14 protein-coding genes are annotated in these 16,036 nt (G+C 71.6%); 9 read left to right on the forward strand and 5 right to left on the reverse strand.

All coding sequences use genetic code 11. The features are described from left to right. Nucleotides 1–861, reverse strand: a complete 861-nt coding sequence (locus ACZ7BZ_RS09855) for a helix-turn-helix transcriptional regulator (protein ID WP_470357908.1) — start codon at nucleotides 859–861, stop codon at nucleotides 1–3. Nucleotides 862–1,025: 164 nt separating this feature from the next. Between ACZ7BZ_RS09855 and ACZ7BZ_RS09860 the strand changes: the two genes are divergently transcribed. Next, nucleotides 1,026–1,955 carry an ABC transporter ATP-binding protein gene (locus ACZ7BZ_RS09860; RefSeq protein WP_470357909.1) on the forward strand — a complete coding sequence of 310 codons (930 nt, stop codon included), beginning with the start codon at nucleotides 1,026–1,028 and terminating at the stop codon, nucleotides 1,953–1,955. Between the two features lie 47 nt (nucleotides 1,956–2,002). Beyond that, a complete protein-coding gene (locus tag ACZ7BZ_RS09865; RefSeq protein ID WP_470358029.1) occupies nucleotides 2,003–2,722 on the forward strand; it encodes an ABC transporter permease in 720 nt (239 codons plus the stop codon). A gap of 72 nt (nucleotides 2,723–2,794) precedes the next feature. Here ACZ7BZ_RS09865 and ACZ7BZ_RS09870 read toward each other — a convergent pair whose 3' ends face one another. Together ACZ7BZ_RS09870 and ACZ7BZ_RS09875 are read right to left on the reverse strand one after the other, a co-directional pair. Further along, nucleotides 2,795–3,478: an LAETG motif-containing sortase-dependent surface protein gene (locus ACZ7BZ_RS09870; RefSeq protein ID WP_470357910.1), complete on the reverse strand. Its 684-nt coding sequence runs from the start codon at nucleotides 3,476–3,478 to the stop codon at nucleotides 2,795–2,797. Nucleotides 3,479–3,797: 319 nt separating this feature from the next. Next, nucleotides 3,798–5,102, reverse strand: coding sequence for a choice-of-anchor A family protein (locus ACZ7BZ_RS09875; RefSeq protein WP_470357911.1), 1,305 nt, complete (start codon nucleotides 5,100–5,102; stop codon nucleotides 3,798–3,800). A 189-nt stretch (nucleotides 5,103–5,291) separates the two neighbouring features. On the opposite strand from ACZ7BZ_RS09875, the gene ACZ7BZ_RS09880 reads away from it, so the two are divergent. Then, a complete protein-coding gene (locus tag ACZ7BZ_RS09880) occupies nucleotides 5,292–6,272 on the forward strand; it encodes a COX15/CtaA family protein (RefSeq protein ID WP_470357912.1) in 981 nt (326 codons plus the stop codon). Between the two features lie 279 nt (nucleotides 6,273–6,551). Here the strand turns inward: ACZ7BZ_RS09880 and ACZ7BZ_RS09885 are convergent, their stop codons facing one another. Then, a complete protein-coding gene (locus ACZ7BZ_RS09885; protein ID WP_470357913.1) occupies nucleotides 6,552–6,890 on the reverse strand; it encodes a hypothetical protein in 339 nt (112 codons plus the stop codon). Nucleotides 6,891–6,962: 72 nt separating this feature from the next. Between ACZ7BZ_RS09885 and ACZ7BZ_RS09890 the strand changes: the two genes are divergently transcribed. Next, entirely contained in the window at nucleotides 6,963–7,604 is a 642-nt protein-coding gene (locus ACZ7BZ_RS09890) for a DUF2461 domain-containing protein (protein WP_470357914.1), read from the forward strand. Nucleotides 7,605–7,661: 57 nt separating this feature from the next. Here ACZ7BZ_RS09890 and ACZ7BZ_RS09895 read toward each other — a convergent pair whose 3' ends face one another. Then, the gene (locus tag ACZ7BZ_RS09895) at nucleotides 7,662–8,609 is read right to left on the reverse strand and encodes a heme o synthase (RefSeq protein ID WP_470357915.1); all 948 of its coding nucleotides are present in this window, start codon (nucleotides 8,607–8,609) and stop codon (nucleotides 7,662–7,664) included. A gap of 463 nt (nucleotides 8,610–9,072) precedes the next feature. On the opposite strand from ACZ7BZ_RS09895, the gene tkt reads away from it, so the two are divergent. From tkt to pgl, 5 genes are all read left to right on the forward strand, one after another. Next, nucleotides 9,073–11,172, forward strand: a complete 2,100-nt coding sequence (tkt, locus tag ACZ7BZ_RS09900) for a transketolase (protein WP_470357916.1) — start codon at nucleotides 9,073–9,075, stop codon at nucleotides 11,170–11,172. Between the two features lie 208 nt (nucleotides 11,173–11,380). Continuing rightward, nucleotides 11,381–12,523 carry a transaldolase gene (gene tal / locus ACZ7BZ_RS09905; RefSeq protein WP_470357917.1) on the forward strand — a complete coding sequence of 381 codons (1,143 nt, stop codon included), beginning with the start codon at nucleotides 11,381–11,383 and terminating at the stop codon, nucleotides 12,521–12,523. Between the two features lie 63 nt (nucleotides 12,524–12,586). Further along, nucleotides 12,587–14,143 (forward strand): glucose-6-phosphate dehydrogenase, encoded by a 1,557-nt coding sequence (gene zwf / locus ACZ7BZ_RS09910; protein WP_380462304.1) that lies wholly within the window; start codon nucleotides 12,587–12,589, stop codon nucleotides 14,141–14,143. After that, entirely contained in the window at nucleotides 14,140–15,231 is a 1,092-nt protein-coding gene (opcA, locus tag ACZ7BZ_RS09915; RefSeq protein ID WP_470357918.1) for a glucose-6-phosphate dehydrogenase assembly protein OpcA, read from the forward strand. The genes zwf and opcA overlap by 4 nt, the downstream gene beginning before the upstream one ends. Continuing rightward, entirely contained in the window at nucleotides 15,228–16,016 is a 789-nt protein-coding gene (gene pgl / locus ACZ7BZ_RS09920; RefSeq protein WP_470357919.1) for a 6-phosphogluconolactonase, read from the forward strand. Before opcA ends, pgl begins: the two co-directional genes overlap by 4 nt. Nucleotides 16,017–16,036 lie beyond the last annotated feature (20 nt).

Consider the following 16,036-nt stretch of genomic DNA (forward strand, 5'->3'; position numbering starts at 1 on the left):
CTAACGCGCGGACGCTGAATCTTCGGTGGACGCGGAATTTTCGGTGGATGTACTGGCAGTCGGCACCGCACCGGAACCACGACCCGCCGGAGGCTGGACAGGCGACGGTGCGGCACCGGGTGCCGGCACATAGGTGGTGCAGACCCCGTCGCCGTGGGCGATGGTGGCCAGCCGTTGCACATGGGTGCCCAGGAGCTGGGAGAAGACCTCGGTCTCCGCCTCGCAGAGCTGCGGGAACTGCTCGGCGATGTGCGCGACCGGGCAGTGGTGCTGGCAGAGCTGGGCGCCCGCCGGGGCCTTGGCCACGGCCGACGGGACACGCCGCACCGTGGCAGCGTACCCGTCCGCGCTCAACGCCTGGGCGAGGGCCTCCGGGCGCTCCTGGGCCCCGGCCTGCCGCAGGGTCTCCCGGTACTTCTCGCCCTGCTTGCCGAACCGGGCGCGGGCGAAGGCGGCGACCGCCTCCTCGCCCGCCTTGCCGCCGCCCACCGCGTCCGAGATCCAGCGCAGCGCGTCGGCGGCGAGCTGGTCGTATGCCTGGTAGAAGGCGTCCCGGCCGCCGTCGGTGAGGGCGAACACCTTGGCCGGGCGGCCACGGCCGCGGCTGCCGTAGACCCGCTGCTCGCGGGACTCGACCAGGCCGGCGGCGGCCAGTCCGTCCAGGTGACGGCGGACGGCGGCGGCGGTGAGGCCGAGCCGGTTCGCCAGGTCGGCGGCGGAGGAGGGGCCGTGGTCCAGGATCGACCGGGCGACCCGGTCGCGGGTGGCCCGGTGGCCTTCCAGCAGCACCTCGGCCGCCGTCACGGGCACGTCGCAGTCGGGGGCCGACTCGGCCTCCGGGTGCGTGGCGTGCTCGCGCATGTTTTTCACAACACCAGTGTTGCGTAATTACTTCCGAGAGGACAAGCCGTGATCCAGGCCTCACCCGTGGCATCTGTCACGCAGGCAAGCCTTACCTGGCCTGCGAAAACGATCACCAAGGCCGGTGTCCGGCCTGCCCGTTCGGCCCTCTTAGACTCGCCGGTATGCATTCCGAACCCGCGGTCCAGGTCGCCGGGCTGGTCAAGCGCTACGGCGACAAAGCCGCGGTGGACGGCCTCGACCTCACCATCGCGCGCGGCGCGATCACCGCCGTCCTCGGCCCCAACGGCGCCGGCAAGACCACCACCATCGAGACCTGCGAGGGCTACCGCCGCCCCGACGCCGGCACCGTCCGCGTCCTCGGCCTCGACCCGGTCGCCCAGGGCGCCGCCCTGCGGCCCCGGATCGGCGTCATGCTCCAGTCCGGGGGCGTGTACGCGGGCGCGCGCGCCGTCGAGATGCTGCGGCACACCGCCAAGCTGCACGCCCACCCGCTGGACGTGGACGCCCTGGTCGAACGCCTCGGCCTCGGCTCCTGCGGCCGCACCACCTACCGCCGGCTCTCCGGCGGCCAGCAGCAGCGGCTCGCCCTGGCGATGGCCGTGGTCGGCCGCCCCGAGCTGGTCTTCCTGGACGAGCCCACCGCCGGCCTCGACCCGCAGGCCCGCCGCGCCACCTGGGAGCTGGTCCGCGACCTGCGCCGGGACGGCGTCACCGTGGTGGTCACCACCCACCACATGGACGAGGCCGAACAGCTCGCCGACCACGTCGCCGTCGTCGACCGCGGCAAGGTCATCGCGAACGGCACCACCGAAGAGCTCTGCCGCGGCGGTGCCGAGGACGCCCTGCGCTTCGACGGCCCGCCCGGACTCGACCTCGGCCCGCTGCTCAAGGAGCTGCCCGCGGGCGCCACCGCCACCGAGACCGCCCCCGGCAGCTACCGCGTCGAGGCCGCCGTCGACCCCAGCCGGCTGCTGGCCACCGTCACCGGCTGGTGCGCGGCCTCCGGCATCCTGCCGGAGCGGCTGTCCGTGCAGCGCCGCAGCCTCGAAGACGTCTTCCTCGACCTGACCGGACGGGAGCTCCGCTCGTGACCCCTGTGGACTACGCACCGAAGCCCGGTGCCGCCCCCGTCGGCCGGATGCTGCTCGCCCAGACCGCCTTCGAGACCAGGATGCTGCTGCGCAACGGTGAGCAGCTGCTGCTGACCGTGGTCATCCCGACCGTGCTGCTGGTGCTGTTCTCCGCCGTCGACATCGTGGCCGTGGAAGGGCCCGGCAAGCGGGTCGACTTCCTGGCGCCCGGCCTGCTCGCACTGGCCGTGATGTCCACCGCCTTCACCGGGCAGGCCATCGCGACCGGCTTCGAACGCCGCTACGGCGTGCTCAAGCGGCTCGGCGCCAGCCCGCTGCCGCGCTGGACGCTGCTGACCGCCAAGACCGGCTGCGTACTGGTCACCGAGGTGCTCCAGGTCGCACTGCTGTCGGTGATCGCCCTGGCCCTCGGCTGGTCGCCGCACGGCAACCCCCTGGCGGTCGCCGCGCTGCTCGTCCTGGGCACCGCCGCCTTCTCCGGGCTCGGCCTGCTGATGGCCGGCACCCTCAAGGCCGAGGCCACCCTGGCCGGCGCCAACCTGGTGTTCATCCTGCTGCTGCTGGCCGGCGGGGTGATCGTGCCGCTGAGCAAGTTCCCGGACGCGGTGCGCTCGGTGCTGGGGCTGCTGCCGATCTCGGCGCTCTCGGACGGGCTGCGCTCGGTGCTCCAGCACGGCGCCGGGGTGCCCTGGTCGGACCTCGGTGTCCTGGCCGGCTGGGCCGTCCTCGGCCTGGCCGCGGCCGCCCGGTTCTTCCGCTGGGAGTGACCTCGGCGGCGACAACGCGACGCCCCCGGCCTGTCGAGGCCGGGGGCGTCGCGGTTTTCCGTCGGTCGGACGTCAGCTCTCGCTGCTGCCACGGCGCTTGCGGGCGAGCAGCACCAGCGCGCCACCGACCAGCAGCACGCCGCCGCCGGCCGCCGCGATCATCGGGGTGGCGTCGCTGCTACCGGTCTGGGCGAGCGCCGGGGCGCTGGTGGCGGGCGCCGGGGCCGGGGCGGCCGGGGTCGTCTGACTGGGGGTGGGGGTGGCCATCGGGGACTTGCTCGGGGTGGGCGTCGCCGACGGGGTCGGGGTCTTGGTCTGGGTGGGCGTCGGGGTGGGCGTGGGGGTCTTGGTGGGGGTCGGGGTGGGCGTCGGCGTCGGGGTGTGGCACGGCGCGATGGTCTTGGTCTCGTCGATGCTCCACCCCTTCTCCGCCGGGGTCTCGGTGGTCTTGACCACCAGGTGCGCGGTGACCGGGGCGTTGTGGTCCTTCACGGGGAAGGTGCCGTGGAACTCCGCCGGGAACGCCTTGGCGTCCAGGACCTTCTCGTCACCGATGGTGAGGCTGACGGTGTTCTTCACGTCAGGCTTGGGGCTGTAGTTGATCAGGTCGATCACGACCTTGTCGCAGGTCGTCGACCAGGTCGGCACGTGCGCCGAGGCGTTGGTGGCCAGCGCCAGCGGCAGGAGAATCCCGGCCGCCGCCGTTCCGGCGAGTGCCGCCGTGCCCATCCGAATGTGCCGCTGCTGTCGTGCCATTACCGTGTTCCCCTCCGAACGGTCTTGCGCAGCAGGCGGGTTGGAGTGGTTCGCGGTGGCCCGCTACGACATGTCCGGGGGACTCTACCGGCACTTCCACACCTCGCCACACCCCGCCGTGCGACCGGATTTCGTCTGTCGGTCCGTTCCCGGATGTGCATGACCAGCCCATCACAGCCGTCACCTCGCAGAACGCGGATCCGGCAAAGTTGAATGAACTTCGTCACCTTAGAAACACAACGGCGCCCCGGGTGATCGGGTTCAATCACCAGGGGCGCCTTGTCGATCAGTCGACGAACGTTCGGACCGGTCCGGCCCGTCAGGCCCTCTTGGCCGCCTTCCGCCGGACCGCCACCACGATCCCGCCACCGGCGGCTAGCACCACCGCACCGCCGATCGCCAGCGGCAGCACCGGGCCGGAGCCGGTGTGCGCCAGGTTGCCGCCCTCGTTCGCCTGGGCGGACGGACTGGCCGAGGCACCCGGCACGGCCGCCGAGGAGGAGGCGGACGCGCTCGGCGAGCCGCCCGCGGTCGGCCTGCCGGTCGCCGGAGCGCTCGGGGAGCCGGACGGAGCGGTCGAGGCGCTCGGCGTCACCGGGGTGGTCGGCGAGCCGGACGGCGTCACCGGCGGGGTGACCGGCGGCGTGGCCGGGGTGGTCGGCACCGTGGTGCCGGGCAGGCAGCCGGTGAACGGGTAGTGGTGGGTCTCGGCGCCGCCCTTGCCGGTCAGCGAGGCCGCGATCACCGAGCCGTTGACCGGGCCGCCGCTGCCGAGGTCGAAGGCGGCGTTGGGCGCGAGGACGGTACCGGCCCAGGCGGCTTCGCTGTTCTTGACCACCTTGGTCTCGGTGGGGAAGTTCCACAGCAGCTTGGCCCGGATCGCGCCACCCGCCGCACTCTGGTTCTTGTCGTCCAGGACCCAGCTCTCCTTGGGGGCGTCCCACAGGTGGAAGCCCGTGGTCCCGGCCGCCGCCATGTCGTACGAGCCACCAACCACGTTGATGACGGTGACCGAGCCGGCCGGCACCTTGACGAAGACGTCCTTGGCTCCCTGGAGCTTCGCGGCCTCGACGGTGAAGCTGTTGTACTTGGCGTCCCCGCCGGTGAAGGTCAACTTGGCGCCGTCCGCCTGGACGGTGGCCCCGGCGCTCTGCGGCACGGCGGCCAGCGAGGTGGCGGCGGCGCGCAGCTTGGCGAACTCGGCCTTGAAGTCGATCGGCGAGGCGCCCTGGGCGATCCTGCCCTGGTGCGCTTCGACCACCGCGCCGTCGGCCTTGGAGCCGTAGACGCCGTTGCCCCTCATCACCTGGGTGTTCTGGCCGGTGATCTTGCCGGCGACGACCAGCGCGTTCTTGCCGGGCAGGGCGTCGACCTCGGCGGCGGTCAGCTCCTGGCCGACCGAGAAGCCCCCGGTGAAGTCGGCGTTGCCGCCGACCGCGACGGCGCCCTCGGCGTCGGGGGTGTGGGTGTCGTCGCCCTCGATGAACTCGCCGTAGAGGTTGGCGACCCCGAGGCTGCGGCACTGCTCGGCGGCGCCGACAGCCTGGGCAGCCGGCGTGGCGAGTCCGGCGAGTACGAGCGAGCCGCCGACCGCGAGCGCGGCGGCGGAAGTGGATATGCGCATGTGCAGGATCTCCGCTTGCGTGCGGGAGGAGTGGGAGAGGCCCGAAAAAAGGTATGGACCAATCCGCACTCTTTCGGCCGAACGAGTGAATGGTCAAGACCATTGACCGCCTTGCCCGAACAGTCCGCTTTGCCCCCGGGGCGCGGCGGGTTCGGCCCCGCCCCAAGATCACCCGTAAAGCCACCTACGATGGAGCCCGTGCTGAACCCCTTCTCCCTGCTCGCCGAGCGCTGGCAGCCCTCCGCCGCGATGGTCCGGCGCGCCACGTTCGCCGCGCTGGTGATGAGCGTGGTGATCGTCGTCACCGGCGGCGCCGTCCGCCTCACCGCCTCCGGACTCGGCTGTACCACCTGGCCCCGCTGCACCGCCGAGAGCCTGACGCCCACGGCCGAGATGGGCTTCCACGGCATCGTCGAGTTCACCAACCGGATGCTCACCTACGTGCTGAGCGCCGCGGTCGGCTGGGCGATCCTGGCCGCCCGCTGCCACCGTCCGTGGCGGCGCAGCCTGACCAAGCTCGGCTGGGCCCAGTTCTGGCTGGTGATGAGCAACGCGGTGCTCGGCGGCATCACGGTCCTCACGGGCCTCAACCCGTACACCGTGGCGCTGCACATGATCGCCGCGATGGCGCTCGTCTGGGTCGCCCTGCTCATGTGGGAGCGGTCGAAGGAGGGCGACGGCCCGGCGAAGCTGTCGGTCGCCCGCCCCATCCACCAGCTGTCGTACGTCCTGGTCACGGTCGTCGGCCTGCTGGTCGCCGCCGGCACCCTGGTCACCGGCGCCGGCCACCACCCGGGCACGCCGCAGGACAACAAGATCGTCCCGCGCATCCCGATCGACTACGACCGGTTGGCCCAGTTCCACGCCGACTTCGCCTTCGTCTCGGTCGGCCTCACCATCGCGATGATCTTCGTCTTCGCCGCCATCAAGGCCCCCCGGGCAGCCAGGGCCCGCACCAAGGAACTGCTCGCGGTGCTGCTCCTCCAGGGCGTCCTCGGCTTCATCCAGTACTTCACCGACGCCCCCGAGCTCATGGTCGGCCTCCACATGCTCGGCGCCACCCTGACGTGGATCGCCGCCCTCCGCATCCCCCTCGCCCTGCGCGTACGCGAGGCCGAAGAAACCGTCGACCAGCTCCCCACCCAGACCCCGCGAACCGCGACCGTCTGAGCATCACCGAAGGCTCCCCCGCCCCGGGCGTTTTCCAGGGGTCGTTGCAACACCTGGTCGGTTGTCCCACGGCATTCCCCAGGTCGAGTGTTGCAACGATCCCTGGAACTCAAGAGCAGGATGGGGGCCGGCGCCGTCACGGTCAAAGGTGGCTAGCGCACGACGGGGATCTCTCCGGAGCGCCGGTCGGCCGGCCGCTTGCGGATGTTCGACACCATCGGCGACGGCCCGGCTCCCCGCGCGGGGAGCCGGGCCGTCGCCGTGTACCGAAGCCGAGGGTCAGCCGCCGAGCTGGATGCCCGCCATGCGCTTCCACTCGTAGGCGCTGGTCTTGACCTTGAGGCCCAGCTCGCCCTCGAAGTTCTCGTGCACGGTCAGGCCGGCCAGCTCAGCCGCACGGCGACCGACGGCGTACGTGGGGGCGACCTGGTCGCCCCAGGCGCCGTCCGCGCCGACCACGACGATCCGGGTGGCCACGGCGCCGACGTACTCGACGACCGCGTCGGCGCTGCCGCCGTGCTGCTGGGCGAAGCTGGTCAGGTGCTTGGCGATGCGCTTGGCGCGGCGCTCGGTGCGGGCGTCCGGCGTGGCGGCGGTGGCGGTCTCTGCGCTGCTCATGCCCGCATGCTACCCACCGGTAGAGGCGCTGGCGACGGGAGCGCCCTGTGCACCGGGCCACATACTCGGAACATGACGTTCAAAGGCTGGCCGGCCGAGGCGCTGGACTTCTACGAGCACCTCGAAGCCGACAACTCGAAGACCTTCTGGCAGGCCCACAAGGAGCAGTACGACGACGCCGTGCGCGCCCCGATGGAGCTGCTGCTCGCCGAGCTGGAGCCGGAGTTCGGGCCGGGGAAGATCTTCCGCCCCAACCGTGACGTCCGCTTCAGCGCCGACAAGTCCCCGTACAAGACGCACATCGGCGCGCATCTGGAGTCCGGCGGCTACATCCAGCTCTCCGCCGACGGCCTGGCCTGCGGCAACGGCATGTACCAGCTCGCCCCGGACCAGCTGGAGCGCTACCGCGCCGCCGTCGCCGAGGACGTCAGCGGCGCCGAACTCCTCAGGGTGATCGCCCGGGTGGAGAAGGACGGCCCGCAGGTCCACGGCCGGGACTCGCTCAAGTCGGCGCCCCGCGGCTACCCCAAGGACCACCCGAGGATCGAGCTGCTGCGCCACAAGGGCCTGGTGGCCTGGCAGGAATGGGAGCCCGCCGAGTGGCTGGGCACCCGGGCCGTCCACGCCCGGATCACCGGCTTCCTGCGCGCCTCCCAGCCGCTCCGGGACTGGCTGGACGGCCACGTGGGCCCGTCGGAACTGCCGTCCCGCTGAAACACGGAAGAGCCCCGGTCCACCAGGACCGGGGCTCTTCTCGGCAACGACCAAGCCTTACTTCACGAACGGATCGATCGCGCACACCACGAACAACAGCGACAGGTAGGTGATCGACCAGTGGAACAGCCGCATCTCCTTCAGCTTCGCGCCCACGATCCCGGCCTTGGCCCGCCCGTACAGCGCGTGCGCCTCGCGCAGCCAGAACCCGCCGAGCAGCACCGCCGCGACGGGGTACAGCCAGCTCATGTGCCCGAGCGGCCAGACCGCCAGCGAGACCGCCACCATCACCCAGGAGTAGGCGACGACCTGCTTGCCGACCGCGACGTTGCCCTTGACCACCGGCAGCATCGGCACACCGGCCCGCTCGTAGTCGTCGCGGACCTTCATCGACAGCACCCAGGTGTGCGGCGGCGTCCAGAAGAACACCACCAGGAACAGCGCGACCGCCGCCCAGGACACCGAGTTGGTCACCGAGGACCAGCCGATCAGCACCGGCATGCAGCCGGCGATGCCGCCCCAGACGATGTTCTGCGAGGTGCGCCGCTTGAGCCCCAGCGTGTAGACGAACACGTAGAACAGCAGCGCGCCGAGCGCCAGTCCGGCGGAGAGCCAGTTGACGCCGAAGCCGAGCAGCAGGGTGGAGAGGACACCGAGCGCGGTGCCGAACACCAGCGCCTCGCGCGGGGAGACCATCCCGGTGACGATCGGTCGCCGCTCGGTGCGGGTCATCAGCGCGTCGATGTCGCGGTCGATGTACATGTTGAGGGCGTTGGCGCCGCCCGCCGACAGGTAGCCGCCGACCACGACCTTCAGCACCAGCAGCATGTTCGGCACGCCCTGCTGGGCCAGGAACATCACCGGCACCGTGCTCATCAGCAGCAGTTCGATGATCCTCGGCTTGGTCAGTGCGACGAACGCGCCGACACGGGCCCCGATGGGCCGGTGCGCAGGAGTCGCCCCGGTGACCCCGGCGGGACGGGTTTCGACGGCGGTCACTAACACCCCAACTGAAGATGAATCCTCGCAGGCGTCCACAGGAACGAAGGCTCCCAAATCGTCCGCTCTGCGCGTACCACGCCACCTTAGACGCTCCATATATCCCATCCGGCCCCGGGGTCCCCCGGCGAGGCGGATCGCACACCCCCGGGTGAACCGCCTGGGTGAAGCCACGAAGCGACCCCGGAGCGCCCCCGCAACCCGTCCCGACCACCCGGGCGGCGCGGCCCGGCAAAACGGGAGAGCCTGGGACAAAAGACGCCAGAACGCCCTAGTGGGAATCACCATGCGGAAATCCCGGTTGTCCCGGCACGGAGGGTGAGCCCCGGCCCGGACGGTAGGCTCGCACGCAGAAGCGGGATCTACCCTCCGTGACCGGCACCATCCACAGTCGGGACCACAGCGCCGTGGCCGACCCGGTCCCCATTCACGGGGTCACTCTTCACAATGGAAGGAGCCCTGAGACAGGGTGAGCACTGCGCCGAAGAACGCATTCGAGTGGAGCGACCTGGACGAGCGCACGGTTGACACGGCGCGGGTCCTGGCGATGGACGCTGTCCAGAAGGTCGGTAACGGGCACCCCGGGACGGCCATGTCGCTGGCCCCCGCTGCCTACCTGATCTTCCAGCGCTTCCTGCGCCACGACCCGACCGACCCGGCCTGGGTCGGCCGCGACCGCTTCGTCCTCTCCCCCGGGCACACCAGCCTGACGCTCTACACCCAGCTGTACTTCTCCGGCTACGGCCTGGAGCTGGACGACCTCAAGGCCTTCCGCGTCGCGGGCAGCCGCACCCCGGGCCACCCCGAGCACGGCCACACCGCCGGCGTGGAGACCACCACCGGCCCGCTGGGCCAGGGCATCGCCAACGCGGTCGGCATGGCGATGGCGGCCCGCTACGAGCGCGGCCTGTTCGACCCGGAGGCGGCGGCCGGCGAGTCCCCCTTCGACCACACCGTCTGGGCCATCGTCTCCGACGGCGACCTGGAGGAGGGCATCTCCGCCGAGGCCTCCTCGCTGGCCGGCCACCAGAAGCTGGGCAACCTGGTCGCCCTGTACGACGACAACCACATCTCGATCGAGGGCGACACCGAGACGGCCTTCTCCGAGGACGTCCTCAAGCGCTACGAGGCGTACGGCTGGCACGTCCAGCGGGTCACCCCGAAGGCCAACGGCGACATCGACGTCGAGGCCCTCGCCGGTGCGCTGGCCGCCGCCAAGGCGGAGACCTCCCGCCCGTCGCTGATCGCGATGCGCACGATCATCGCCTGGCCGGCCCCGGACGCCCAGAACACCGCCAAGGCGCACGGCTCCGCGCTCGGTGCGGCCGAGATCGCCGCCACCAAGAAGGTCCTGGGCTTCGACCCGGAGAAGACCTTCGAGGTCAGCGACCAGGTCATCGAGCACGCCCGCCAGGTCATCAAGCGCGGCAAGGCCGCCCGCGACGAGTGGCAGCAGGGCTTCGACGCCTGGCGCGCCGCCAACGCCCACCGGGCCGCCGAGTTCGACCGCATCCAGGCCGGCGAGCTGCCCGAGGGTTGGAAGAAGGCCGTCCCCTCCTTCCCGGCCGGCAAGGACGTCGCCACCCGCAAGGCCTCCGGCGAGACCCTCAAGGCGCTCGGCGCGGTGATCCCGGAGCTGTGGGGCGGCTCGGCCGACCTCGCGGAGTCCAACCTCACCACGATCGACGAGGACAGCTCCTTCCTCCCCGAGGGCAACCCGCTGAAGTCCGCCAGCCCGTACGGTCGGACGATCCACTTCGGCATCCGCGAGCACGCCATGGGCTCGACCATGAACGGCATCGCCCTGCACGGCAAGACGCGCGTGTACGGCGGCACCTTCCTGGTCTTCGCCGACTACATGCGCCCGGCGGTCCGCCTGGCCGCGCTGATGAAGCTGCCGGTCACCTACGTCTGGACGCACGACTCGATCGGCCTCGGCGAGGACGGCCCGACCCACCAGCCGGTGGAGCACATGGCCTCGCTGCGCGCCATCCCGGGCCTGGCCATGGTCCGCCCGGCGGACGCCAACGAGACGGCCGTCGCCTGGCGCACCGTCATCGAGCGCCAGACCAGCCACCCGGGCCCGGTCGGCCTGGCGCTGACCCGCCAGAACGTCCCGACCTTCGACCGCGAGGTCTTCGCCTCCGCCGAGGGCACCGCCAAGGGCGCCTACGTGCTGGCCGAGGCCGGCAACGGCGACCCGCAGCTGATCCTCCTGGGCACCGGTTCCGAGGTCCAGCTGGCCGTCCAGGCCCGTGAGGTCCTGGAGGCCGAGGGCATCGCCACCCGCGTGGTCTCCGTCCCGTCCTTCGAGTGGTTCCAGGAGCAGGACCAGGCCTACCGCGACAGCGTGCTGCCGCCGTCGGTCAAGGCCCGCGTCTCGGTCGAGGCCGGCATCGCCCAGGGCTGGCGCGAGCTGGTCGGCGACCACGGCCGGATCATCTCGCTGGAGCACTTCGGCGCCTCCGCCGACTACAAGGTGCTGTTCGAGGAGTTCGGCCTGACCGCCGAGCGCGTGGTCGCCGAGGCGCACAACGCCCTGCGCTCCCTCGAAGCCGTCAACCGCTAGCAGGTCCCGCCCGCACGAGCCGAAGGGCGCGCCGGTGCCGAGAGCGACGAGCGACGAGCGACGTAGGAGCGCCGGAGCGAGGAACGTCGGCATCGGGTACGAGCGCCCGGCGGCGAGTGCGGAGTAACGGCCGGGCCCGAGACCCGCACGTCGAAGGCCCGGCCCCTCTGACTACCCCACGAAGCAGAAGAAAAAGGACTGAAGCACCATGACTGACGCACTGAAGCGCCTCAGCGACGAAGGCGTTGCGATCTGGCTGGACGACCTCAGCCGCAAGCGGCTGAACTCCGGCAACCTGGCCGAGCTGGTGCAGAACAAGCACGTGGTGGGTGTCACCACCAACCCGACCATCTTCCAGAAGGCCATCGCCGGCAGCGGCGACAGCTCCTACGACGGCCAGCTGCGCGACCTCGCCGTCCGCAAGGTCACCACCGACGAGGCGATCCGCATGATCACCACCTCGGACGTGCGCGACGCCGCCGACGTGCTGCGCCCGGTCTACGACGCCTCCAACGGCCGCGACGGCCGGGTCTCCATCGAGGTCGACCCGCGGCTGGCGCACGAGACCGCCCCGACCGTGGCCGAGGCCAAGCAGCTGTGGTGGCTGGTCGACCGCCCGAACGTCTTCATCAAGATCCCCGCCACCAAGGCCGGCCTGCCCGCCATCAGCGAGGTCATCGGCCTGGGCATCAGCGTGAACGTCACGCTGATCTTCTCCCTGGACCGCTACAAGGCCGTCATCGATGCCTACCTGACCGGCCTGGAGACCGCCAAGGCCAAGGGCCTGGACCTCTCCCAGATCGAGTCGGTCGCCTCCTTCTTCGTGTCCCGCGTGGACACCGAGATCGACAAGCGCCTGGACAAGATCGGCGGCGACGCCAGGAACCTGCGCTCCAAGGCCGCCCTGGCCAACGCCCGCCTCGCCTACCAGGCGTACGAGGAGGTCTTCGGCTCGGTGGACGGCAAGACCGCCGGCAGCGCCCGCTGGAAGGCCCTGGAGGCCGCCGGCGCCAAGCCGCAGCGCCCGCTCTGGGCCTCGACCGGTGTCAAGGACCCGGCCCTGCCGGACACCCTGTACGTCACCGAGCTGGTCGCCCCCGGCACCGTGAACACCATGCCCGAGGCCACCCTGGACGCCACCGGCGACCACGGCGTGATCACCGGCAACACCATCGTCCCCAACTACGCCGACGCCAAGGCCGTCCTGGACGCCATCGCGGCCGCCGGCGTGGACTACGACGACGTCGTGCAGGTGCTGGAGGACGAGGGCGTGGAGAAGTTCGAGCAGTCCTGGCAGGAACTGCTCGACACCGTCACCGCCTCTCTGGCCTCCTTCGCCAGCGAGAAGTGACCCCCGCTCACACAGCCAGCGCACGAAAGCGGAGCACACCAAGTGAGCACTGATTTCCCCGAGTTGACATCGGAGTCGGACGCGGACGACCTCCCGCCCGCCCCCGTCAACCCGCTTCGTGACCCCTCCGACCGGCGGCTCCCGCGCATCGCGGGGCCGTCCGGCCTGGTCATCTTCGGGGTCACCGGCGACCTGTCCCGCAAGAAGCTGATGCCGGCCATCTACGACCTGGCCAACCGGGGTCTGCTGCCGCCGGGCTTCTCCCTGGTGGGCTTCGCCCGCCGCGAATGGGAGGACGAGGACTTCGCCAAGGAGGTCCACGACGCGGTCAAGGAGCACGCCCGGACCCCGTTCCGGGAGGAGGTCTGGCAGCAGCTCGCCAAGGGCATGCGCTTCGTCCAGGGCACCTTCGACGACGACGAGGCCTTCGACAAGCTCCGCGAGACCATCGAGGAGCTGGACAAGGCCCAGGGCACCGGCGGCAACTTCGCCTTCTACCTGTCCGTCCCGCCGAAGTTCTTCCCGACCGTCGTCCAGCAGCTCAAGAAGCACGGCCTGGCCGACCCGCCGCAGGGCTCCTGGCGCCGCGCCGTCATCGAGAAGCCCTTCGGCCACGACCTGGAGAGCGCTCAGGAGCTCAACAAGGTCGTCCACGAGGTCTTCCCGCGCGACGAGGTCTTCCGGATCGACCACTACCTGGGCAAGGAGACGGTCCAGAACATCCTGGCGCTGCGCTTCGCCAACCAGATGTTCGAGCCGATCTGGAACCGGTCGTACGTCGACCACGTGCAGATCACCATGGCCGAGGACATCGGCATCGGCGGCCGGGCCGGCTACTACGACGGCATCGGCTCCGCCCGTGACGTCATCCAGAACCACCTGCTGCAGCTGATGGCGCTCACCGCCATCGAGGAGCCGGCGTCCTTCCACCCGAAGGCGCTGGTGGCCGAGAAGCTCAAGGTGCTCAGCGCCGTCAAGCTCCCGGCCGACCTCGGCCGGCACACCGTGCGCGGCCAGTACGCGGCCGGCTGGCAGGGCGGCGAGGAGGTGGTCGGCTATCTGGACGAGGACGGCATCAACCCGGACTCCAAGACCGACACCTACGCGGCCATCAAGCTGGAGATCAACAACCGCCGCTGGGCGGGCGTCCCGTTCTACCTGCGCACCGGCAAGCGGCTGGGCCGCCGGGTCACCGAGATCGCGGTGGTCTTCCAGCGTGCCCCTTACCTGCCCTTCGACTCCTACGCGACCGAGGAGCTGGGGCAGAACGCCCTGGTCATCCGGGTCCAGCCGGACGAGGGCGTGACGGTGCGGTTCGGCTCCAAGGTGCCGGGCACCTCCTTCGAGGTCCGGGACGTCACGATGGACTTCGCCTACGGCGAGTCCTTCACCGAGTCCAGCCCGGAGGCGTACGAGCGGCTCATCCTCGACGTGCTGCTCGGCGACGCCAACCTGTTCCCGCGTCACCAGGAGGTCGAGCTCTCCTGGCAGATCCTCGACCCGATCGAGAAGTACTGGGACGCCCACGGCAAGCCCGCCCAGTACTCGGCGGGCACCTGGGGCCCGGCCGAGGCGGACGAGATGCTCGCACGAGACGGCAGGAGCTGGCGGCGGCCATGAAGATCGACCTCACCAACACGACGTCCAGCAAGATCAACGCCGCGCTGATGGAGGCGCGCCGGATCAGCGGCTCCACCGCCGCCGGCATGGTGCTCACCCTGGTGATCGTGACCGACGAGGGCAGCGCGTACGACGCCCTCAAGGCCGCCAACGAGGCCTCCCGCGAGCACCCGATGCGCACCCTCGCGGTGATCAAGCGCGCCGGCCGCTCGCCCCGGGCCCGCGCCGAGACGCGGCTGGACGCCGAGATCCTGGTCGGCACGGACGCCGGCTCCGGAGAAACGGTCATCCTGCGCATGCACGGCGAACTCGCCTCGCACGCCCAGTCGGTGGTCCTGCCGCTGCTGCTGCCGGACGCCCCGACCGTGGTCTGGTGGCCGGACAACGCCCCGCTGCACCCGGCGCAGGACCCGCTGGGCGCGCTCGCCCAGCGCCGGATCACCGACGCCGTCACCGCCGAGTCCCCGGTCGGCCAGCTCGCCCAGCGGGCCCAGAGCTACGCCCCGGGCGACACCGACCTGGCCTGGACCCGGATCACCGGCTGGCGCTCGATGCTGGCCGCCGCGCTGGACCAGCGGCCGTCCGCCATCACCTCGGTGATGGTCGAGGGCGAGTCCTACAACCCCAGCGTCGAGCTGCTCGGCCTGTGGCTGCTCAACCGGCTGAGCGTGCCGGTCGAGCGGGTCGTCACCGGCGGCCCCGGCATCACCGCGGTGCACCTGCGCACCAAGGACGGGGACATCACCCTGGACCGCCCGGACGGCCTGATGGGCACGCTCTCCATGCCCGGCTCGCCGGACCGCCAGGTGGCGCTCAAGCGGCGCGAGACCTCGGAGCTGATCGCCGAGGAGCTGCGCCGACTGGACCCGGACGACATCTACTCGGCGGCCGTGCGCACGCCCGTCGAGCGGCTGCGCGAGCCCGCCGAGCCGGCCAGCGCGTCGGCGGCCGCGGCCGAACCCGTCGCGGACGCGGCGGCCGCGGCCGCCGACGCCGCGGTGGCCAACCCGGCCCGGGTGACCGCCGACGTGGAGAAGTCCACCGCGAAGAAGGCCGCGGGCAAGCGCGCCGCCAAGGGCAGCGCATGACCGCCGCGACCCCGCAGCTGGTCGTCCACCGGGACAAGGAGCTGATGGCCCAGGCGGCCGCGGCCCGGCTGATCACCCGGATCGTGGACGCCCAGGCCGCCCGCGGCACCGCCTCGGTGGTGCTCACCGGCGGCCGCAACGGCAACGCCCTGCTGGCCGCGATCGCCGCCTCCCCGGCGCGCGACGCGGTCGACTGGGGCCGGCTGGACCTCTGGTGGGGCGACGAGCGCTTCGTGTCCGCCGCGGATCCGGACCGCAACGCCGTCCAGGCGCGCGCCGAACTGCTGGACGCCGTCCCGCTCGACCCGGCGCGGGTGCACGAGATGCCCGCCTCGGACGGCGCGGACGGCTCGGACGTGGAGGCGGCGGCCGCCCGCTACGCACAGGAGCTGGCGAAGGCCGCCGGACCGGGCGACCGGTTCGGCGTCCCGGCCTTCGACGTGCTGCTGCTCGGCGTCGGCCCGGACACCCACGTCGCCTCGCTCTTCCCGGAGCACCCGGGCGTGCGGGAGACCGAGCTGACCGTGATCGGCGTGCGCGGGGCCCCCAAGCCCCCGCCGACCCGGATCTCGCTCACCCTCCCGGCGATCCGGGCGGCCCGTGAGGTCTGGCTGCTGGCCGCCGGCGAGGACAAGGCGGGCGCGGTCGCGCTGGCCCTGTCCGGCCCCGGCGAACTGCAGGCCCCCGCCTCCGGCGCGTACGGCCGCAGCCGCACCCTGTGGCTGCTGGACCGCGCCGCCGCCGAGCGGATCCCGCCCCAGCTGTACCCGCCGGCCTCGGCCTAGGGCGTCCGCGAGAACGCCGA

It is taken from the genome of Kitasatospora sp. NPDC036934 (assembly GCF_055608425.1).

Bases quoted from the DNA above. Each gene is read 5' to 3' on its own strand.
- ACZ7BZ_RS09855 (WP_470357908.1), bottom strand. From the start codon at position 861: ATGCGCGAGCACGCCACGCACCCGGAGGCCGAGTCGGCCCCCGACTGC.
- ACZ7BZ_RS09860 (WP_470357909.1), top strand. From the start codon at position 1,026: ATGCATTCCGAACCCGCGGTCCAGGTCGCCGGGCTGGTCAAGCGCTAC.
- ACZ7BZ_RS09865 (WP_470358029.1), top strand. From the start codon at position 2,003: ATGCTGCTCGCCCAGACCGCCTTCGAGACCAGGATGCTGCTGCGCAAC.
- ACZ7BZ_RS09870 (WP_470357910.1), bottom strand. From the start codon at position 3,478: ATGGCACGACAGCAGCGGCACATTCGGATGGGCACGGCGGCACTCGCC.
- ACZ7BZ_RS09875 (WP_470357911.1), bottom strand. From the start codon at position 5,102: ATGCGCATATCCACTTCCGCCGCCGCGCTCGCGGTCGGCGGCTCGCTC.
- ACZ7BZ_RS09880 (WP_470357912.1), top strand. From the start codon at position 5,292: ATGGAGCCCGTGCTGAACCCCTTCTCCCTGCTCGCCGAGCGCTGGCAG.
- ACZ7BZ_RS09885 (WP_470357913.1), bottom strand. From the start codon at position 6,890: ATGAGCAGCGCAGAGACCGCCACCGCCGCCACGCCGGACGCCCGCACC.
- ACZ7BZ_RS09890 (WP_470357914.1), top strand. From the start codon at position 6,963: ATGACGTTCAAAGGCTGGCCGGCCGAGGCGCTGGACTTCTACGAGCAC.
- tal (WP_470357917.1), top strand. From the start codon at position 11,381: ATGACTGACGCACTGAAGCGCCTCAGCGACGAAGGCGTTGCGATCTGG.
- opcA (WP_470357918.1), top strand. From the start codon at position 14,140: ATGAAGATCGACCTCACCAACACGACGTCCAGCAAGATCAACGCCGCG.
- pgl (WP_470357919.1), top strand. From the start codon at position 15,228: ATGACCGCCGCGACCCCGCAGCTGGTCGTCCACCGGGACAAGGAGCTG.